The sequence below is a fragment of the Sphingopyxis soli genome, from assembly GCF_018682675.1.
In the GTDB taxonomy this organism is placed as follows: domain Bacteria; phylum Pseudomonadota; class Alphaproteobacteria; order Sphingomonadales; family Sphingomonadaceae; genus Sphingopyxis; species Sphingopyxis soli.
In genome coordinates, this window is sequence record NZ_JAFMTR010000010.1 from 98,730 (window position 1) to 117,751 (window position 19,022).

Annotated in this window: 20 protein-coding genes; 5 read left to right on the top strand and 15 right to left on the bottom strand. The window is 64.8% G+C overall.

What is annotated here, in order from left to right; all coding sequences use genetic code 11:
- The first annotated feature begins 41 nt into the window (after positions 1-41).
- Together J1N50_RS01255 and J1N50_RS01260 are read left to right on the top strand one after the other, a co-directional pair.
- Entirely contained in the window at positions 42-1,433 is a 1,392-nt protein-coding gene (locus J1N50_RS01255; protein WP_215349459.1) for a cytochrome P450, read from the top strand.
- 37 nt (positions 1,434-1,470) lie between these two features.
- Complete coding sequence (locus tag J1N50_RS01260) at positions 1,471-2,187, top strand: extensin-like domain-containing protein (protein ID WP_215349462.1); 717 nt, start codon at positions 1,471-1,473, stop codon at positions 2,185-2,187.
- On the opposite strand, the gene J1N50_RS01265 is transcribed toward J1N50_RS01260, so the two are convergent.
- The 12 genes from J1N50_RS01265 to J1N50_RS01320 all read right to left on the bottom strand — a co-directional run bounded on the left by J1N50_RS01265 (position 2,188) and on the right by J1N50_RS01320 (position 12,290).
- The gene (locus J1N50_RS01265; RefSeq protein WP_215349466.1) at positions 2,188-2,544 is read right to left on the bottom strand and encodes a HesB/IscA family protein; all 357 of its coding nucleotides are present in this window, start codon (positions 2,542-2,544) and stop codon (positions 2,188-2,190) included. It abuts the gene before it with no gap.
- Entirely contained in the window at positions 2,544-3,014 is a 471-nt protein-coding gene (locus tag J1N50_RS01270) for an SUF system Fe-S cluster assembly protein (RefSeq protein ID WP_215349469.1), read from the bottom strand. The genes J1N50_RS01265 and J1N50_RS01270 overlap by 1 nt, the downstream gene beginning before the upstream one ends.
- Positions 3,011-4,195 (bottom strand): aminotransferase class V-fold PLP-dependent enzyme, encoded by a 1,185-nt coding sequence (locus J1N50_RS01275; protein ID WP_215349473.1) that lies wholly within the window; start codon positions 4,193-4,195, stop codon positions 3,011-3,013. The genes J1N50_RS01270 and J1N50_RS01275 overlap by 4 nt, the downstream gene beginning before the upstream one ends.
- A gap of 104 nt (positions 4,196-4,299) precedes the next feature.
- Positions 4,300-5,031, bottom strand: coding sequence for a SufD family Fe-S cluster assembly protein (locus J1N50_RS01280; RefSeq protein WP_215349476.1), 732 nt, complete (start codon positions 5,029-5,031; stop codon positions 4,300-4,302).
- Between the two features lie 109 nt (positions 5,032-5,140).
- On the bottom strand, positions 5,141-5,974 hold the full coding sequence (sufC, locus tag J1N50_RS01285) for a Fe-S cluster assembly ATPase SufC (protein ID WP_215349479.1): 834 nt from the start codon (positions 5,972-5,974) through the stop codon (positions 5,141-5,143).
- A complete protein-coding gene (locus J1N50_RS01290) occupies positions 5,974-6,204 on the bottom strand; it encodes a hypothetical protein (RefSeq protein WP_215349482.1) in 231 nt (76 codons plus the stop codon). Before J1N50_RS01290 ends, sufC begins: the two co-directional genes overlap by 1 nt.
- Positions 6,201-6,722, bottom strand: a complete 522-nt coding sequence (locus J1N50_RS01295) for an endonuclease domain-containing protein (protein ID WP_215349487.1) — start codon at positions 6,720-6,722, stop codon at positions 6,201-6,203. Before J1N50_RS01295 ends, J1N50_RS01290 begins: the two co-directional genes overlap by 4 nt.
- Positions 6,723-6,813: 91 nt before the next feature.
- Positions 6,814-7,083 (bottom strand): hypothetical protein, encoded by a 270-nt coding sequence (locus J1N50_RS01300; protein WP_058455376.1) that lies wholly within the window; start codon positions 7,081-7,083, stop codon positions 6,814-6,816.
- A 159-nt stretch (positions 7,084-7,242) separates the two neighbouring features.
- Positions 7,243-8,730: a Fe-S cluster assembly protein SufB gene (sufB, locus tag J1N50_RS01305; protein WP_215349490.1), complete on the bottom strand. Its 1,488-nt coding sequence runs from the start codon at positions 8,728-8,730 to the stop codon at positions 7,243-7,245.
- Positions 8,727-9,182, bottom strand: coding sequence for an SUF system Fe-S cluster assembly regulator (locus J1N50_RS01310; RefSeq protein ID WP_215349494.1), 456 nt, complete (start codon positions 9,180-9,182; stop codon positions 8,727-8,729). The genes sufB and J1N50_RS01310 overlap by 4 nt, the downstream gene beginning before the upstream one ends.
- A 296-nt stretch (positions 9,183-9,478) precedes the next feature.
- On the bottom strand, positions 9,479-10,426 hold the full coding sequence (locus tag J1N50_RS01315; protein WP_246552879.1) for a helix-turn-helix domain-containing protein: 948 nt from the start codon (positions 10,424-10,426) through the stop codon (positions 9,479-9,481).
- Between the two features lie 31 nt (positions 10,427-10,457).
- A complete protein-coding gene (locus J1N50_RS01320; protein WP_215349497.1) occupies positions 10,458-12,290 on the bottom strand; it encodes a DUF885 domain-containing protein in 1,833 nt (610 codons plus the stop codon).
- A 68-nt stretch (positions 12,291-12,358) separates the two neighbouring features.
- On the opposite strand from J1N50_RS01320, the gene J1N50_RS01325 reads away from it, so the two are divergent.
- The 3 genes from J1N50_RS01325 (at position 12,359) to J1N50_RS01335 (ending at position 17,178) form a co-directional block, all read left to right on the top strand.
- Complete coding sequence (locus tag J1N50_RS01325) at positions 12,359-13,429, top strand: quinone-dependent dihydroorotate dehydrogenase (RefSeq protein ID WP_215349500.1); 1,071 nt, start codon at positions 12,359-12,361, stop codon at positions 13,427-13,429.
- Between the two features lie 173 nt (positions 13,430-13,602).
- On the top strand, positions 13,603-15,294 hold the full coding sequence (ggt, locus tag J1N50_RS01330; protein ID WP_215349503.1) for a gamma-glutamyltransferase: 1,692 nt from the start codon (positions 13,603-13,605) through the stop codon (positions 15,292-15,294).
- Positions 15,295-15,348: 54 nt separating this feature from the next.
- Positions 15,349-17,178 carry an AMP-dependent synthetase/ligase gene (locus J1N50_RS01335; protein ID WP_215349506.1) on the top strand — a complete coding sequence of 610 codons (1,830 nt, stop codon included), beginning with the start codon at positions 15,349-15,351 and terminating at the stop codon, positions 17,176-17,178.
- Between the two features lie 82 nt (positions 17,179-17,260).
- Here the strand turns inward: J1N50_RS01335 and J1N50_RS01340 are convergent, their stop codons facing one another.
- From J1N50_RS01340 to J1N50_RS01350, 3 genes are all read right to left on the bottom strand, one after another.
- The gene (locus J1N50_RS01340) at positions 17,261-17,701 is read right to left on the bottom strand and encodes a hypothetical protein (protein ID WP_246552881.1); all 441 of its coding nucleotides are present in this window, start codon (positions 17,699-17,701) and stop codon (positions 17,261-17,263) included.
- A 67-nt stretch (positions 17,702-17,768) separates the two neighbouring features.
- Entirely contained in the window at positions 17,769-18,509 is a 741-nt protein-coding gene (gloB, locus tag J1N50_RS01345; protein ID WP_215349512.1) for a hydroxyacylglutathione hydrolase, read from the bottom strand.
- Between the two features lie 70 nt (positions 18,510-18,579).
- Positions 18,580-19,017 (bottom strand): VOC family protein, encoded by a 438-nt coding sequence (locus J1N50_RS01350; RefSeq protein WP_215349516.1) that lies wholly within the window; start codon positions 19,015-19,017, stop codon positions 18,580-18,582.
- Positions 19,018-19,022: the final 5 nt, after the last annotated feature.

Consider the following 19,022-nt stretch of genomic DNA (forward strand, 5'->3'; position numbering starts at 1 on the left):
CGATAGCCTGCCGCCAATCGCAACGACCGACGAGGTTTTCTATGAACGCCCCAGCGAAGTTCAACTGGTCCGAAGGCCGCTTCGGTCCCGACACCGCGCACTGGCTGCCGCGCAATCCCGACGCCGCGCTCGACCATATACCGGGCGAGGACGGGATGCCGGTGATCGGCAACACGCTCGAACAGCTTCGCGACTATCCCTCGTTCACGCGGCGCATGGTCGGCAAATATGGCCGCGTCTATCGCAACAACAGCTTCGGCGGGCGCAGCGTCGCGCTGCACGGGCCCGAGGCGAACGAACTGGTGATGTTCGACCGCGAGAAAATATTCTCGTCCGAACAGGGGTGGGGACCGGTACTCAACCTGCTGTTCCCGCGCGGGCTGATGCTGATGGACTTCGAGAAACATCGCGCCGACCGCAAGGTTCTGTCGGTCGCCTTCAAGCCCGAGCCGATGCGGCACTATGCTGACTCGCTGAACGAAGGAATCCGCGACCGGGTCGCCGCTTGGAGCGGCAAGACCTTCCAATTCTACCCTGCGATCAAGGAACTGACGCTCGACCTTGCCGCGACCAGCTTTCTCGGCATCCCGTGGGGACCGGAGGCGGACAAGGTCAACAAGGCCTTCGTCGACATGGTGCAGGCGTCGATCGGGGTCGTGCGCCGTCCGCTGCCCTTCACCGCGATGGGCCGCGGCGTGAAGGGGCGCGCTTATCTCGTCGACTATTTCGGCAAGATGGTGCCCGAGCGCCGTGACGGCGCGGGCGAGGATATCTTCAGCCAGATCTGCCGCGCGAGGGACGATGACGGCGAATATCTGACGACCGGTGCGATCGTCGATCATATGAATTTCCTGATGATGGCGGCGCACGACACGATCACCAGCTCGATCACCACGATGGTGTACCAGCTCGCGAAACATCCCGAGTGGCAGGACCGGCTGCGCGAGGAGATGCTGAGCGTCGCGCCGGCGGGCGAGGGGGTCGGGCATAACGGCCTCGGCGAGCTGGAATTGACCGAATGGGCGTTCAAGGAGTCGCTTCGTCTCGTCCCCCCGGTGCCAAGCTTCCCGCGCCGCGCGCTCAAGGATTTCGAATATGGCGGCTATCGTATCCCGGCGGGTACTTCGGTCGGGGTCAGTCCGGCCTTCACGCATATGATGGAGGAGCATTGGCCCGAACCCGAAAAGTTCGACCCGATGCGCTTCGCCCCCGAACAGGCGCGCGAGCGGCATAAATATGCGTGGGTTCCCTTCGGCGGCGGCGCGCATATGTGCCTGGGGTTGCACTTCGCGTACATGCAGGCGAAAATCTTCTTTCACCATGTCGTGACAACGCATCGCATCGTGGTGCGCGACGGTTACGCACCCGAATGGCAGATGCTCCCGATCCCGCGTCCGAAGGACGGGCTGACGGTGACGTTCGAGCCGCTCTGAACTTGCCCGTCGGCGCGCCGCGCGCCATCTGGGACGAATGAAAGGCGTGCGCCCCTATCTGATCTGGTTCGCGATCGCCATCGTGCTGGCGGTCGGCGCGATCCGCGTCATGCAGTGGGTGCGCGCGCATCCCGAGCATGTCCCCGGCGCGCGCTTCGAATTCGAGCATCCGAAGGGCTGGGCGACGCACCGCAAGCTGATGAATTTCGCGGGGGACGATGCCGCCTGCTTCGCGGCGTTCGATCGCGCGAAGGCAGGCTATGAGCGGCGGCCGGTCGTCGGGACGGGGCAATGCCGCGCGAGCCAGCGCATGGTGCTGACCGGCAACGCTCTTGTGCCGACCATGCGCCCCGCCAATGCCGCGCCCGGCTGCGCCGTCACCGCGGCGATGGCGCTTTGGACCCGCGACGTCGTGCAACCCGCGGCGCGGAAATATTTCGGCCGAAATGTCGTCGAACTCGAAAATCTCGGCAGCTACAATTGCCGCAAGATCGCGGGCCGCGACGCACAAAGCGAGCATTCGACCGCCAATGCGATCGATATTTCCGGCTTCGTCCTTGCCGATGGGACGCGGATCACGCTGGCGAACGACTGGACGCCGGGTGACAAGCGCAGCGAGTTTCTGCACGCTGTGCGCGACGGATCGTGCGATCTCTTCTCGACGGTGCTGTCACCCGATCACAACGCCGCGCACGCCGATCATTTCCATCTCGACATGGCGGTGCGGACGGCGGGTTGGTCGATCTGCCGCTAGTTAGACGGTGAAGCTCTCGCCGCAGCCGCACGCGCCCTTGGCGTTCGGGTTTTCGAACACGAAGCCGGCGGCGAAGTCGTCCTCGACCCAGTCCATCGTGCTGCCGATCAGGTACAGCACCGACGCGCCATCGATGTAGAAAGTGCCGCCGGGCGTCTCGATCTTCTCGTCGAACTTTGCCTCTTCGGTGACGTAATCGACCGAATAGGCGAGCCCCGAGCAGCCGCGACGCGGGGTCGACAGACGGACGCCGATCGCTCCCTCGGGAGCGGACGCCATCAGCTTGGCGATGCGCTCTTCGGCGCCGGCGGTAAGCGTCACCGCAGCAGGGCGTGCACGGGTTTTCGTTTCGGCCATCACAGCATTCCCAGTTCGAGCCGCGCTTCGTCGCTCATATTCTGCGGGCTCCACGGCGGATCCCAGACCAGATTGACCTCGGCATCGCCGACGCCGGGTACCGCGCCGACGCGCAGTTCGACTTCGCCCGGCATCGATTCGGCAACCGGGCAGTGCGGCGTGGTGAGTGTCATCGTGACCATCACATGCCCCTCGTCGATCTCGACATTGTAGATGAGGCCGAGGTCATAGATGTTCACCGGAATTTCGGGGTCGTAGATTTCCTTGAGCGCGTCGATCACGGCCTCGTAAAGGTCGCCGCCGACCGCGTGGGGATCGACCGCCGCGGGCTTGGCCGCCAGGAAGCCCTCCAGATAGTCGCGCTTGCGCTCCAGTTTCTCGGGTGCGGTTTCGACGTCCCCGACGCGCGCCTTTGGCGGCGCCTCGACGCTTTCCACTTCCTCGACCCTGATCGTCCGTTCGTCGGTCATCCGAAAATCCTTTCGACGCGGGCGAGGCCATCGATCAGCGCCGCCACATCGTCGTCGTTGCTGTAAACGCCAAAACTCGCGCGCGCGGTTGCCGGCACGCCCAGATGCTCCATCAGCGGCTGCGCGCAATGGTGCCCGGCGCGGATCGCGACCCCGCTTTCGTCCAAGATAGTGCCGATGTCGTGCGGATGAACCCCCGCCATCGAAAAACTCACGATTCCGGCGCTGTTTTCAGGGCCGTAGAGCGTGATGCTGTTCTTGCGCGCGAGCTGTTCGCGCAGCGACGCGACCAATGAAACCTCATGCGCGTGGATCGCCCCGACCCCGATGCCCTCGACAAAATCGACGGCCGCTGCGAGCCCCAGCGCCTCGACGATCGCCGGCGTGCCTGCCTCGAAGCGGGTGGGGGCGGGGGCGTAGGTCGTGCGCTCAAAGGTCACACGGTCGATCATCGATCCGCCGCCCTGCCACGGCGGCAGCGTATCGAGCTTGTCGCTCCACAGTACGCCGATGCCGGTGGGGCCGTACAGCTTGTGGCCCGAGAAGGCGTAATAGTCGCAGCCGAGCGCAGCGACATCGACCGGCAGGCGCGGCACCGCCTGGCAACCGTCGATCAGCAGTTCGGCGCCGACGCGGTGCGCGATCCCGGCGGCGCGCGCGACGTCGAGCGGGCTGCCGAGCACGTTCGAGACGTGCGCGAAGGCGACCATATTATGTTCGGGGGTGAGCAGCTTTTCGGCAGCGTCGAGGTCGATGCAGCCGTCCGCTGTCAGCGGACAGACGTCGACTTGCCAGCCCGCAAGCTGCCAGGGCACGATATTGCTGTGATGCTCGAGCATCGACAACAGCACGCGGCCTTTCTTCGGATGCGAATAAGCAACGAGGTTGATCGCCTCGGTCGCGCCGCGCACGAAGGTCACGTTGTTCTCGCGCGCGCCGATGAAGGCCGCGATCCGCCGACGCGCGGCTTCGTAGGCGAGGGTCATATCGGCCGATCGCGCATAGACGCCGCGATGCACGGTCGCATAGTCGCGGCCCATCGCGTTGACAGTGGCGTCGATCACCGCCTGCGGCTTTTGCGCGGTCGCGGCGGTGTCCAGATAGTGCCAGCCGCGGGTGAGGCCGGGGAAATCGGACCTTATGTCCCCCTCCCGCAGGCGGGAGGGGTTAGGGGAGGGCATGTCGAGACCGGGCGCTGGCGAAACAGGCCCTCCCGTGACGGGAGGCACGTGACTCCCGTCACCCCCTCCCGCCTGCGGGAGTGGAGACGAGATGTCGGCGGTGCTCACACCAATTCCCCCAACTTCGCCAGCGCAAGCGCCTGCAACTGCTCCTCATCTTCGGCGCCGTCGAACACGCCCGCAACGAAGGCCTGCAGCAGGATCTTCTTCGCCTCGGCGGGCGGCAGGCCGCGCGACTGGAGATAATAGAGGCTCATCGCATCGAGTTCGCCGATCGCGCAGCCGTGCGCGCATTTGACATCGTCGGCGAAGATTTCGAGCTCGGGCTTGGCGTTGGCGGTCGCGCTGCGACCCAGCAGCATCGCCTTCACATCCTGTTCGCTGTCGGTCTGCTGCGCATCGCGCGCGACGGCCACCTTGCCGAGGTAGGTGCCGGTGGCCGTGCCGCCGAGCACCGATCGGACCATCTGCCGCGACGTCGCGCCTGGTTCGGCGTGTGTGACGGTGGTGACGATTTCGAGATTCTGCTCGCCGCCGCCGATCTGCGCCGCCCCGAACCTGAAGTCGGCGCCTTCGTGCAGCGTCACTGCGAGTTCGATACGGCCATAGGCGCCGCCGATGTTGAGAACATGCAAATGAGCGACCGCACCCTTGCCGAGCACCAGTTCAATCTGGCGGATTTCGCCGGCGTCCTGCACGATTGCACGTGCAAATTTACCGCCCGCGGGCACGATGATGCTCTCGGGTGCGGGCAGCGGCCACGCCGCGGTCACCGCGTCGATGTCGCTATAGCGCCAGGCTTCGTCGCGCCGGGTGGGAAGAGTGGCGGTCGTCAAACCACGACCTCCCACACGTCGTCACCCCGGACTTGATCCGGGGTCCACGCGGCCAAGGATGCCGGATCAAGTCCGGCATGACGATGGAAGGGAAGGCGCAGGGGAATGATCATGCCGCGATCTCCGCATAGCCTTCGCGTTCGAGCTCGAGCGCGAGTTCGGGGCCGCCCGATTTGACGATGCGCCCCGCCGCCAGCACATGCACGAAATCGGGCTGCACATAGTCGAGCAGGCGTTGATAATGGGTGATCAGCAGCACCGCCTTGTCGGGGCGGCGCATGATCGCGTTGATCCCGTCGCCGACGACGCGCAGCGCGTCGATGTCGAGGCCGCTGTCGGTCTCGTCGAGGATCGCGAGCTTGGGGTCGAGGATGCCCATCTGGACCATCTCGTTGCGCTTCTTCTCGCCGCCCGAAAAGCCGACGTTCACGGGACGCTTGAGCATGTCCATGTCCATCTTGAGCAGCCCCGCCTTCTCGCGCGCCAGCTTCAGGAAATCGCCGCCCGACAGCGGCTCTTGCCCACGCGCCTTGCGCTGGGCGTTGAGGCTTTCGCGCAGGAACTGGACGTTCGACACGCCGGGGATTTCGACCGGATATTGGAAGCCGAGGAACAGGCCCGCCGCGGCGCGTTCGTGCGGGTCGAGGGCGAGGAGGTCGATGGCTTCCCCCTCATCGTCACCCCGGACTTGATCCGGGGTCCATTCCGTCGCCGCAGCCGTGGATGCCGGATCAAGTCCGGCATGACGAGGGGCGGTGAACATCACCGATCCTTCGGTGACCTCATAACCCGGCCGCCCGCCGAGCACATAGGACAGCGTCGACTTGCCCGCGCCGTTGGGACCCATGATCGCGTGAATCTCGCCCCTATTGATGCTGAGCGAAAGACCCTTCAGGATCGGCTTGTCGGCGACGGTGGCGTGGAGGTTTTCGATTTTGAGCATCAAACGGACTTGCCTGAAAATATGAGGGAAAAGAGAAGAACGAGGAATGCTGCGCCAGCGACGGCATTCAAAGTCCATGCGCTAATACCGAGCCAAAACTGGACTGGCTGCGCCTCACGATGAGCCATCCATCCGCGGCTCGTCACAAAGCCCCTGCGAAAAGAAACTGCAATTTCGCGCACGAAGTACGAAACAAAGATCAGGAGAAAGAAAAACGCGACGTAGATCACCTCACGCTCCCTTCTAGATTAATCCCGAGCAATATCTGCGCCTCGACCACTTCAAGCCCCTCCCCTTCAGGGGAGGGGTTGGGGTGGGGCCTTTCGGCCTGACGTACCGCCTGGGCGATGAACGTCAGCACGCCGTCCATATTCTCCATGACGTCGGCGTTCGTCACCCGAACCACACGAAATCCGTGGCCGGCGAGAACATCGTCGCGCAGCCGGTCTTTCGCTTCATCATGCGTATCGCCATCGACCTCGACGATCAGCTTGACCGAAGGGCAGCCGAAATCGGCAATGAAATGGCCGATCACCTGCTGGCGGCGAAATTTGAGCCCGCCGAGCTGGCTGTTCGACAGATGCCGCCACAACCGCTTCTCGGGCTCGGTCGGATTGCGGCGCATATCCGCGGCACGGCGATGCAGCTCGGCGAGGCGTTCGGCCGATAGGCCCCACCCCCGACCCCTCCCCTGAAGGGGAGGGGCTTGGGTTTGTTTCGCGTGGTCGTTTAAGGTCAGCTGCGTCATCCCGCGCGCCCCTCGACACCCGCAGCAGTCTTTAGCGGCTGGCGACGCAAATCAGCGCCCGTCAACCTTTTGGCGGCGAGCCGGACCGCGCCTATTCGGCGGCGAAGATTTCCACCAGTTCGGAATTGCCGACCTCTTCCAGACTGATCACGCTGGTGTTCTGCAATTGCTGCAGGCGCCGGATCAGCAGGTTGATGGCATGGTGCGGAATGGTGATCACGTCGTCGCGATCCCCGCGTTCCGATGATCCCTTCTGCTGCCGGATGGCGACCCCCTGTTGCGTCGGATAGGCGGCGATCGCCTGGACCGGATGTACGACCAGATCGGCCTCTGCCCAGTTGAATTCCAAACCGCGTGCCATAGCGCTGCCTCCAGACCGAATCGGACCGAAGAAAACAATAGGACAGGGGCGTGTTTCGCCATGTCCCCGGATGCGGACTGAAGGAAATTATAGTTAACAAGCGCCCATCTTCGGCGTCGTTATCGGACCGGAGACGGAAGGTTGTATCAGTTTGGGGCATCATCCGACGCTTCCCTCGAGGCTGATCCCCAACAGCTTTTGCGCCTCGACCGCGAATTCCATCGGCAATTGCTGCAGCACTTCCTTGGCGAAGCCGTTGACGATGAGCGCGACCGCTTCTTCCTGCGACAGCCCGCGCTGCATGGCATAGAAGAGCTGGTCGTCGCTGATCTTGCTCGTCGTCGCTTCATGCTCGACCGTCGCGCTCGGGTTGCGGACCTCGATGTACGGCACGGTGTGGGCGCCGCACTGGTCGCCGAGCAGCAGGCTGTCGCACTGGGTGAAGTTGCGCACGCCCTCGGCGTTCGGCGCCACGCGCACGAGGCCGCGATAGGTGCCGTTCGACTTGCCCGCGCTGATCCCCTTGCTGACGATGGTCGAGCGCGTGCGCTTGCCGTTGTGGATCATCTTGGTGCCGGTGTCGGCTTGCTGGTAGTTGTTGGTGACCGCGACCGAATAGAATTCGCCGACGCTGTCGTCGCCGTTGAGCACGCAGCTTGGATATTTCCAGGTGATCGCGCTGCCGGTTTCGACCTGCGTCCACGAAACCTTGCTGCGGTGTCCCAAGCAGAGCGCGCGCTTGGTCACGAAATTATAGATGCCGCCCTTGCCCTCGGCGTCGCCCGGATACCAGTTCTGGACCGTGCTGTACTTGATCTCGGCATCGTCGAGCGCGACCAGTTCGACCACCGCGGCATGGAGCTGGTTCTCGTCGCGCATCGGGGCGGTGCAACCTTCGAGGTAGCTGACATAGGCGCCCTTGTCGGCGATAATCAAAGTCCGCTCGAACTGCCCCGTATTTTCGGCATTGATACGGAAATAGGTCGAAAGCTCCATCGGGCAGCGCACGCCCTCGGGCACATAGACGAACGTCCCGTCCGAAAAGACCGCGCAGTTCAATGTCGCGAAATAATTGTCGTGCATCGGCACGACACGCCCAAGCCACTTCTTCACCAGCTCGGGATATTCGCGAATCGCTTCGGAGATCGACAGGAAGATCACGCCCGCGCGTTTCAATTCCTCGCGAAAGGTCGTCGCGACGCTGACGCTGTCGAACACCGCGTCGACCGCGACCTTGCGCGCGCCCTCGACCCCCGCGAGCACCTTCTGCTCCTCGATCGGGATTCCGAGCTTCTTGTAAACTTCGAGAATTTCGGGATCGACCTCGTCGAGGGACGACAGCTTCGGCTTCGCCTTCGGCGCTGCGTAATAATACGCGTCCTGGTAGTCGATCGGCGGCACATTCAGCTTCGCCCAATCGGGCGTTTCCATCGTCTGCCAGTGGCGGAATGCCTTCAACCGCCAGTCGAGCATCCATTGGGGCTCGTTCTTCTTGGCCGAGATGAAGCGCACCGTATCCTCGGTCAGCCCCTTGGGCGCGAACTCCTGTTCGATGTCGGCGGACCAGCCATGTTCATAGTCCGCGACTTTCGCGGCGGCGTCGTGCGCTGCCTGATCCTTGACGGGTGCTTGGCTATTGTCGGTCATAATCTGATCTCGTCGCCGGCGAGCGCCGGCCGGGGGGCGCGGGGTTCAGGGGCAACGACGAGGCTGGCAAGGCTGATGTCGGCGAGCGCGCCGCGCACAGCGCCGTTCACGACGCCCCAGTGCGGCTGGACCTTGCAGTTCCCTTCGAGCGAGCAGTCGTGCCGTCCCTCGGCGACGCACGAGGTGAGGGCGATCGGTCCTTCGACCGCCTCGATGATGTCCGCAACGCTGATCGCCGCCGCGGGCCGCGCGAGCCGCACCCCGCCGCCGCTGCCGCGCGAGGCGACGACCAGACCGGCGCGCGCGAGCTGGCTTACCAGTTTCTGCGCCGTCGGCCCGGGGATGCCGGTCTGCTCGGCGAGCAGCCCGGCGTGGATCGCCACCGACCCGCACTGGCGCGCGGCGGCGCTCATCAGCACCACGGCATAATCGGCAAGGTTCGACAGGCGCACGTTTCTTCCCGCTGGAATTGCGAATGATTCTTAACTGGAGTAAATTACTCCACTTATATAGGCGAGCGGTTCGCGCGGCGCAAGAAAGGCTGGTTTGCGGGCCCCAAAGAAAAGAGGCACCCGCCCGGCCGGAGCCAAGCGGGTGCCAAGATGAAGGTCTCGGTCCTCGTCAGAGGAAGAGCTCTTCTGGGTCGCAGGAACGGATTATGCCTCGCGCATGATTCGCGATTGTACGAAAACGCCAAATCGGCATTCGGCGCTATTTTATTTCGTTTCGTCGCTGGCAGGCTTCGCGGTCAGGTATCCGAAACGAGCGGGCTTACCTTGCCCGCCAGTTGCTTGCGCCCTCGCGTCGTCGCTTCGGTGTAGCGTGTCGGATTGGCGAGTTGGCCGGGCGTTGCCCCGGCGAAACGCTTCATTTCGCGGATCAGGTGCGACTGATCGTAAAAGGCGTCGCCAAGCTGCGCATCGTCGAGCGTCTGGCCGCGGGCGATCGCCGAGGCCGCGCGCACCGCGCGATATTTGCGCGCCAGCATCCGCGGCGACAGGCCGTAATAATGTTTGGTCATCCGCTCGACCGAGCGGATCGACATGCCCGTCGCCTCGACCAGTTCCGGAACCTGCGGACTGGGCGACTCGGTCAGCCACTGGTCGACCGTCCGTGTGAACCAGGCGGGGGCGGGCTGGTTCTTTTTCAGGATCTCGCGCGCCAGATTGTTCGCGATGACCAACCGTTCCTCCGTGCTCGCGGCCTTCGTCAGCGCGCCGACCGCGTCGTCGATCCAGTTGCCGAACAGGTCGGCGGCATCCATCGCCCGATCGGTCAGCTTGTCGGCATGGTCGCCCATCAAGGTCGCCCAGCCGACCGGCAGCAACCCGAAGCCATAGATACGCAGCGGCCCCGTGCCGCGCGCACGCACGCTGCCGCTCGTCGGGCCGACGATCGTCGCCCGCGCGGCGGGGAAGCAATGGCCGTCGGGAAAGATATATTCGCCCGCGGTACTGCTCATGATGCGGAACTGCGGGCGGTCGGCGCGCTCATATTCGTCGAACACCGGCATGTCGATGCGCACGAAGTAAAAGCTGGACACCATCTCCGCGAGATCGGGATCGGGCGGAAAATATTGGAGCTCGAACGGCGTTTCGCCGTCTGCGCCCGGTGGCGTAGAAGTGACTTCCGACATGACGAGACCGACCCTGGGCAGCTTTATTGCCGCCTTTTTGGCGCGACTATAATTTTCCATTTGCCGCCAAGCGTCAACCCGCAATTGTCTGTTAACGTTCCTTCGTTTTCGCAATCCACGCATCGACGCGCCGCTCGAGGATATCGAGCGGGACCGGACCCGATTCGAGCACCACATCGTGAAAGGCGCGAAAGTCGAACTTCGAACCCAGCGCGGTTTGCGCGCGCGTCCGCAGGTCCATGATCTTGAGCTTGCCGATCAGATAGGCGGTGGCTTGTCCCGGATAGACGATATAGCGCTCGATCGCCTTCTCGATATCGCCGTCGGGATTGGGGGTATTGTCCTTCAGATACTGGATCGCCTGCTCGCGGCTCCAGCGCTTGTCGTGGATGCCGGTATCGACGACGAGCCGGCACGCGCGCCACAGCTCCATGCCAAGCCGCCCGAAATCGCTGTAGGGGTCGGTGTAAAATCCCATGTCCTTGGCGAGCTCCTCCGAATAGAGACCCCAGCCTTCGGTATAGGCGGTAAAGCCACCGAAACGGCGGAAGGGCGGCAGGCCGGTCAATTCGGTCTGCACCGCGCGCTGCAGATGATGGCCGGGAACGCCTTCATGATAGGCGAGCGCCTCGAGCTCGGTCTTCGACATGTCCTTGAGATCGTAGAGATTGACATAATAGGTGCCCGGCCGCGAGCCGTCGGGCGAGGGCGACTGGTAGAAGGCCTTGCCCGCCGATTTCTCGCGGAACGCCTCGACCGCCTTTACCTGCAGCGGCGCCTTGGGCAGCGTGTTGAAGAAAGCGGGCAGCCGTGCCTCCATCGCCTTCACCTTCGCCGCGACGTCGGCCAGATAGGCCTCTCGCGTCGTATAATAATATTGCGGACTGGTGCGCAGATGCTCGAAGAATTGCCGCAGCGTCCCCTTGAAGCCGACCTTTTTCTTGATAGCCTCCATCTCGCCATGGATCCGCGCGACTTCGGCGAGGCCGAGGTCGTGGATCTGCGCCGCGGTCATGTCGGTCGTCGTGTAATTGGCAAGCAGCACCTCGTAATAAGCCTTGCCGCCGGGCATCCGCCACACGCCGTCCTGCGTCGGCGCCACGGCTTGCTGGCGCGTCATTTCGACTTTCAGACGGGCGTAGGCGGGGCCGGCGCTTTCGCTCCATGCCGCCTTCGCCGCAGCGATCAGCCGTGCCTTCTCGGCGGCGTCGATCTCGAGCTTGCCGACCTTGGCCCCGATGTCCTCGATCACCGCATTGTCGGGCTTCAGCAGATTGTCGATATCCGAGATGACATAGGCATAGACCCATTTGGGCGGCGCATAGCCCTTTGCGGCGCGCTCCGCCGACTGCGCCGATAGCTGATCGAGCAAGGGCCCGAGCCCGCGAATGCGCGACACATAGGCCTCGGCCTCGGCGACGTTGGCGACGCGGTGGATGTTGATCAGGAAGGCGGGAAGCTGGCTTTGCGAGCCGTTCATCTGGTCGAAGATATAAGCATGATCGCGCCAGGCGAACAGGCGGTCGGCACGCTCGGCCTGCGCGTTGAAAAGCTCGAAGGAAAGCGCATCGTCTGGCGAGAGCGTGTTGGGATCGAAGCTGCTCCGCATCGCCGCCGCGCTCGCCTGCTGCAATTTCTGGTTCGCCACCGCAGCCTCGTCGCTGACGTCGTTCCAGCGGCCGTAATCCTCGTCGCGAATGCCGCGATAGGCCTTGCCTTGCGGGCTCAGCGAGAGCTGCGCGGCGTCATATTTATCGAAGAATTGCGCAAGCGTCGCGCCTGCGGGCGCTACCGGCGGGGCTTCGGTCGATGCCGTCGCGGGCGCCTCGCTGACCGCCGCCGGCGTACAGGCGGTCGCGGCGATCAGAATCAGCGCGGCGGGCAACGCTGTGGACAGACGGGCGGCTCGGCGAAGCTGCGACACTTTGATCTCCCTGTTTTTTGAATGGGCACGGGCTTGCCATAGCGCCCCGGCACGCGCAATGGCGGGCCATGTCGCTCTTCGCCTCCGCCGCCGATGCCGCCTATGCGCTCGTCCGTCCGCTCGTCCACGCGACCGACGGAGAAGCCGCGCATAATCTGACGCTGAACGCGCTCCAGCCGCTGCCGCGCGCACGCCACGCGCTGACCAGCGCGGCGCTCGCGACCGAACTTGCGGGACTGCATTTCCCCAACCCCGTCGGCCTCGCGCCGGGCTTCGACAAGGATGCGCGCGTCGCGCACGCGATGCCGCACTTCGGCTTCGGCTTCGTCGAGGTGGGGACGCTGACGCCGCTGCCGCAGGAGGGCAATCCGCGCCCGCGCCTGTTCCGGCTGGTCGAGGATCGCGCGGTGATCAACCGCATGGGGTTCAACAATGGCGGGCAGGAAAAGGCGGCCGAGCGCATCGCCTGCCTGCGCCGCTACGGGCTGCCGGTGCCGCTGGGTATCAATATCGGCGCGAACAAGGACAGCGCCGACCGCATCGCCGATTATGCGAAGGGCGCGACGGCGATGGCGCCGCTCGCCGATTATCTGACGGTCAATATTTCCTCGCCGAACACGCCGGGGCTCCGGGCGCTGCAGGACAAGGGGGCGCTTGAGGCGCTGCTCGACGGCGTCGCCGCCGCGCAGCCTGCGGGCGCGGCCAGGCCGGTTTTCCTGAAGGTCGCGCCCGACCTCGAGCCTGCCGACATCGACGACATCGTCGCGGTCGCTCTCGACAAGGGGCTGGCGGCAGTGATCGTCTCGAACACCACGATTGCGCGACCGCCGCTCGCCTCGCGCCACGCGGGGGAAGCGGGCGGCCTGTCGGGCGCCCCGCTTGCCGAACTGGCGCTCCGGCGCGTCAAGGATTTCCGCGCCGCGAGCGGCGGCAAGCTGCCGCTGGTTGCTGCCGGCGGCGTCGCTTCGCCCGAACAGGCGTGGGACCGCATCCGTGCCGGCGCCAGCCTGGTCCAGATCTATTCGGCGATGGTTTATGAAGGGCCGGGACTCGCTGCACGCATTGCACGCGGTCTCGAAAGACTTGCCGCCCGCGACGGGTTCGCGCGCGTGGCCGACGCGGTGGGGGCAGGGGAATAATCCTCCCTGTCGCGAAGCGATGGGGAGGGGGGACCGCGCGCGTAGCGCGCGGTGGAGGGGCAGCGTCAAATCCCCTCCGTCAGCCCGTTGGGCTGCCACCTCCCGAAGGCTTCGCCACGGCGAGGATCGTGTTAGGGTTGCGCTGCCGTGAGGCGCGCGCCAATGTCCCGCGCATGATCAAACGACTCTTCGCAACGTTCAGCCTTTTCGTCGTCGCCATCCCCTCGCTCGCCGTCGCGCAGGGCGTCACCTCGTCCGCCGATCCACGCGCGACCGAGGCAGGGCGCGAAATATTGCATCAGGGCGGTAGCGCCGCCGATGCGGCCGTGGCGATGGTCGCGGTGCTGACGCTCGTCGAGCCGCAGTCGAGCGGCATCGGCGGCGGCGGCTTCATGGTCTATCACAGCGCCGGCGACGGCAGCATCTCGACGATCGACGGCCGCGAAACCGCGCCCGCCGCGGCGAAGCCCGACCGCTTTCTCGGCCCTGACGGCAAGCCGCGCGGCTATATGGACGTCATCCCCGGCGGCCTGTCGGTCGGCGTTCCCGGCAACGTCCGCCTGATGGAAATGGCGCACAAGAAATGGGGCAAGCTCGGGTGGAAGGCGCTTTTCCAGCCCGCGATCAAACTTGCCGAGGAAGGCTATCAGGTCACGCCGGCTCTCCACAGCTGGCTCGTCCAGTTCGAACCGATGTGGAAGGATTTCCCGGCGGCGCGCGCGCTCTATTATGTAAACGGCCAGCCGGCACCGGTCGGCACGACGATCAGGAACCCCGCCTATGCTGCGATCCTGCGCGACATCGCCGCGCGCGGGCCACAGGCTTTCTATGCGGGCGCCAACGCGAAGGCGATCAGCGATGCGGTCGCGAAGGCGCCGCGCAACGCCGCCCAACTGACGACCCGGGATCTTGCCGCCTACAAGGCGAAGGAACGCCCTGCGGTCTGCACCACCTATCGCATCTACAAGGTCTGCGGCATGGGGCCGCCCTCGTCGGGCGCAACGACGGTGTTCGGCATTCTCGGGATGCTCGAAGCCTATGACATGAAGGCGATGGGCAAGGACAATCCGATGAGCTGGCACTTGCTCGCCGAGGCGATGCAGCTCGCCTATGCCGACCGCGCCGCCTATCTCGGCGACAGCGATTTCGTCGACGTCCCGGTGAAGGGCCTGCTCGACAAGGCCTATCTTGCCGAGCGCCGCCAGCTCATTTCGCCTTTCGGCGCGGCGGGCCGCTATGAGCCCGGTACCCCGCCGGGCGCCAAGCCGCGCGCCGAGGCGCCTCCGGTGAAGGAACAGGGGACGACGCACTTCGTCGCCGTCGACGCGGCGGGCAATGTCGTGTCGATGACGTCGACCGTTGAAAGCATCTTCGGCAGCCAGTTGATGGCGAACGGCTATTTCCTCAACAACGAACTCACCGACTTCGACCTCGCCCCGACGAAAGACGGCGTCCCGACGCAGAACCGCGTGCAGGCGGGCAAGCGCCCCTTGTCTTCGATGTCGCCGACGATCGTTTACGGTCCTGACGGAAAGGTCGTGCTCGCGGTCGGCTCGGCGGGCGGCAAGCGGATCATCATGCACGTGACCAAGACGCTGATCGGCGTCCTCGACTGGGGTCTCGACGCCAAGTCGGCGATGGAGCTGCCCAATCTCTTTTTCGGCCCGCGCGGGGTCGTGATCGAGAATAACGCGGCGGGACAGGCGATTGCCGCGAAGATGAAACCCTTTGGCTACAGCTTCACCGCGACCGACCTCGGCTCGAAACTGAACGCGGTCGAGCGCACCGAAAAGGGCTGGCAGGGCGCGGCCGATCCGCGCGGACCCGGAACATCGGCGGTGGATGGCGCGCCGCCGCAGGGCTAAGACCCTGCCAACAACGACAAGAACAACAATGACACTCCCGGGAGAAACGAAGGCATGAAGCTGGTAAACCCCCATCTCGACCATTTCCCGAGTCTGGTCGCGATGTTCTTCGACCGTGCGGGACGCGGCGGCGAAGATCCCTTTCTGTGGCGCAAGGCCGATCGGACGTGGCAGCCACTGAGCTGGCGTCAGGTCGCGAACCAGGTCTCGGCGCTCGCCCACAATCTCCGCGAACTCGGCCTCAAGGACGGCGACCGCGTCGTCCTGGTCAGCGAGAACCGGCCCGAATTCTGCATCGCCGACCTGGCGATCATGGCCGCGGGATGCATCACGGTTCCCACCTACACCACGAATACCGAGCGCGATCACCAGCATATCCTCGACAACAGCGGCGCGAGTGCGGTGATCGTCTCGACCGCGAAACTCGCGCGGGTGTTGATGCCCGCGGTGCTGCGTTCGAACGTGAAGACCGTGATCACGATGGAAAATATGCGCGTCGGTCAGCAGGGCGATGTGCAGGTGCTCGACTGGGAGCCGCTGGTCGCGGGCGGCGAGGCGTATCGCGCCGAGGCCGAGGCGCGCGGGCAGGCGATGACGCGCGACGATACCGCGTGCCTTATCTACACCAGCGGCACCGGCGGCGCGCCGCGCGGCGTGATGCAGCATCATGGCGCGATCCTGCATAACGCGGCGGGGGCGGCGGAAGTGCTCGTCAACGATTTCGGGATCGGCGACGAGGAGGTGTTCCTCTCCTTCCTGCCATTGAGCCACGCCTATGAGCATTCGGGCGGCCAGTTTCTGCCGATCATGGTCGGCGCGCAAATCTATTACAGCGAGGGGCTCGAAAAGCTCGTCTCGAACATCGAGGAGACGAAGCCGACGATCATGGTCGTCGTGCCGCGCCTGTTCGAGGTGATCCGCGCGCGGATGATCAAGTCGGTCGAGAAGCAGGGCAAGCTTGCGAACTGGATGCTGGGCCAGGCGCTGCGCGTCGGCGAAAAGGATTATGAGCGCCGCATGGGGGTGTTCGACCGCCCGGTCGACATCCTGCTCAACAAGCTGTTCCGCCCGAAGATCCAGCAGCGCTTCGGCGGCCGGATGAAGGCGCTCGTCTCGGGCGGCGCGCCGCTCAACCCCGAGATTGGCGTCTTCTTCCATTCGATCGGGCTGACCTTGCTGCAAGGCTATGGCCAGACCGAGGCGGGGCCGGTGATCAGCTGTAACCGCCCGTCGGTGGGGCTCAAGATGGACACTGTCGGCCCGCCGCTGATGAACACCGAAGTGAAGATCGCCGACGATGGCGAAATCCTCGTGCGCGGCGAGCTGGTGATGAAGGGTTATTGGCGTAACAAGCCCGAGACCGAGCGCGTGCTGGTCCCCGATCCCGCCGAGCCAGAGAAGGGGCCGTGGCTGCACACCGGCGACATCGGTCATATCGACGAAAAGGGCCGTATCGTCATCACTGACCGCAAGAAGGACCTGATCGTCAATGACAAGGGCGACAATGTCTCGCCGCAGCGTGTCGAGGGAATGCTCACGCTTCAGCCCGAAATCCTGCAGGCGATGGTCTATGGCGACAAGCGTCCGCATCTGGTCGGCATCCTCGTGCCCGACCCCGAATGGGTCGCTGAATGGGCCGAGGCGCAGGGTCTGCCGAAAGACCTCAAGCTGCTCCGCGAGCATGAGAAGTTCCGCGCCGCCGTGCGCGCCGCGGTCGACCGCGTCAACGAACAGCTTTCGGTGATCGAGAAGGTGCGCAAGTTCGATTTCGCCGACGAACCCTTCACGATCGAGAATGAACAGATGACGCCGTCGATGAAAATCCGCCGCCACATCCTGCGGCAGGTTTACGAGGACAAGATCGCCGCTCTTTACCGCGGATGACTGTCGATCAAGTTGCAGGCGGGGGTGCGACCCGAAGAGCTCGGCGCATACCGGCGCCCCGCCTGCGACCGAGCCTCGTGGCTCAGCCCCCGTCCCCCGCCGGTTTGCGATAGGGGACGAAATCACCGAACACGCACGTCGGACCGCGGATGCCGCTCGACCGGTCGACGAGGTGGAAAAAGTCGCCCGAGCAGGTCGACGATCCGAACTGCTCGACGACCATGATGTCGCTGTCGCGCGCAAGCCCCGGGCAGGCGCTTTTCAGATCGTTGCGATAGACCAGATTGCCGCCGGCGCGATAGAGCAGGATCGTATCGGAGACGCGAATGGTTTCCGATGTACGATAATTCGGCAGGCATCTGACCGGTTCGCCCGGGGTCTTGCCCGCGAGCTGCCTGTCGAGCCGTTCGGCCTGCTTCGGGGTCAGCGCGGCCGCTCCGGGCGCGGCGGTTCCCGAGGGCGCACAGCTCGCGATCAACGGGCTGGCGAGCGTGATCAGGGCTGCGACGCCAATCGCCTTCATGGTTCTGCTCCTTGCAGCATCGGCGATGCTGACATGCTGGAAATGAACGGAGACTGAAGCCGCGGCGTCACGCCGCATCCTTCAGGGCGCGGATGCGACCCAGCTCGGCCGCGGTGGGTGCGCGCAGGAAGGGGTTCGTCGCGCGCTCGGCGCCGATGGTCGTCGGGACCGTGGGCTCGCCCGCGGCGCGCGCGGTTTCGACCGCCGCCAGCCGGTCGGCGAGCGCGCGGTTGTCGGGATCGACGGTCACCGCGAAACGCGCGTTCGACAGCGTATATTCGTGCGCGCAATAGACGCGCGTTGCATCGTCGAGCGTCGCAAGCCGCTGCATGTTCGCGAACATCTGTTCGGCGGTGCCTTCGAACAGGCGGCCGCAACCCATCGCGAACATTGTGTCGCCGACGAAGATCGCCTCGCCGTCGGCAAAATGATAGGCGATATGGCCGGCGGTATGCGCCGGGACGTCCCACACTTCGGCGACATGCGCGCCCAGGGTCACGCGGTCGCCGCCCCTGACCTGCACGTCGAGCGTCGGGATGCGCGCAAATTCCGCCGCAGGCCCGGTGATCGTACAGCCGCCCCATGCCTCGGCTGCTTCCTTGATCGCCGCATTGCCGCCGGTGTGGTCGGGGTGCCAATGGGTGTTCCAGATGTGGGTGATGGCCCAGCCGCGCGCGCGCGCCGCTTCCAGCACCGGATCGGCGACCGCCGGATCGACGACCATCGTCGCTTTGCTGTCGGGGTCGTGGACCAGCCAGACATAATTGTCGCTGAGGACGGGGATGCGGACGATTTCCAGCGCGCTCACGCGTCTCTCCTCTGTTTCGCCGGCCTCATGTTACCAAGACGGAGCGAGCGATGCCCCGCCTTGGCCACGCTTACCAGCTTCCGGTATTCGGCATCGACGCCCAGGGTTCCTGCGGCGGCAGATGACCATCCTGCAACAGCTCGATCGAAATGCCGTCGGGCGAGCGCACGAACGCCATATGCCCGTCGCGCGGCGGGCGGTTGATCGTCACGCCCGCGTCCATCAACCGCTGGCAGGTGTCGTAGATATTGTCGACGCAATAGGCGAGGTGGCCGAAATTGCGACCGCCGCCATAGGTTTCGGGCGCGCTGCCGTCTTCGGGCGGCCAGTTATAGGTCAGCTCGACCTCGGCAACGCCCGCCTGTCCGGGAGGGGCAAGGAAGATCAAGGTGAAGCGCCCGGCCTCATTGTCGAAGCGGCGCACTTCCTCGAGCCCGATCAGTTTGAAGAAATCGACGGTTGCGTCCGGGTCCGTCACGCGGATCATCGTGTGAAGATATCTGGTCATGCCCC

Coding starts and splice junctions, on each gene's coding strand:
- sufC (WP_215349479.1), bottom strand. CDS start 5,974: ATGCTCAAAATCGAAAACCTCCACGCCACCGTCGCCGACAAGCCGATC.
- sufB (WP_215349490.1), bottom strand. CDS start 8,730: ATGACCGACAATAGCCAAGCACCCGTCAAGGATCAGGCAGCGCACGAC.
- J1N50_RS01270 (WP_215349469.1), bottom strand. CDS start 3,014: ATGACCGACGAACGGACGATCAGGGTCGAGGAAGTGGAAAGCGTCGAG.
- J1N50_RS01325 (WP_215349500.1), top strand. CDS start 12,359: ATGTCGCTCTTCGCCTCCGCCGCCGATGCCGCCTATGCGCTCGTCCGT.
- J1N50_RS01265 (WP_215349466.1), bottom strand. CDS start 2,544: ATGGCCGAAACGAAAACCCGTGCACGCCCTGCTGCGGTGACGCTTACC.
- J1N50_RS01335 (WP_215349506.1), top strand. CDS start 15,349: ATGAAGCTGGTAAACCCCCATCTCGACCATTTCCCGAGTCTGGTCGCG.
- ggt (WP_215349503.1), top strand. CDS start 13,603: ATGATCAAACGACTCTTCGCAACGTTCAGCCTTTTCGTCGTCGCCATC.
- J1N50_RS01275 (WP_215349473.1), bottom strand. CDS start 4,195: ATGCCCTCCCCTAACCCCTCCCGCCTGCGGGAGGGGGACATAAGGTCC.
- J1N50_RS01350 (WP_215349516.1), bottom strand. CDS start 19,017: ATGACCAGATATCTTCACACGATGATCCGCGTGACGGACCCGGACGCA.
- J1N50_RS01340 (WP_246552881.1), bottom strand. CDS start 17,701: ATGAAGGCGATTGGCGTCGCAGCCCTGATCACGCTCGCCAGCCCGTTG.
- J1N50_RS01300 (WP_058455376.1), bottom strand. CDS start 7,083: ATGGCACGCGGTTTGGAATTCAACTGGGCAGAGGCCGATCTGGTCGTA.
- J1N50_RS01295 (WP_215349487.1), bottom strand. CDS start 6,722: ATGACGCAGCTGACCTTAAACGACCACGCGAAACAAACCCAAGCCCCT.
- J1N50_RS01315 (WP_246552879.1), bottom strand. CDS start 10,426: ATGGAAAATTATAGTCGCGCCAAAAAGGCGGCAATAAAGCTGCCCAGG.
- J1N50_RS01255 (WP_215349459.1), top strand. CDS start 42: ATGAACGCCCCAGCGAAGTTCAACTGGTCCGAAGGCCGCTTCGGTCCC.
- J1N50_RS01260 (WP_215349462.1), top strand. CDS start 1,471: ATGAAAGGCGTGCGCCCCTATCTGATCTGGTTCGCGATCGCCATCGTG.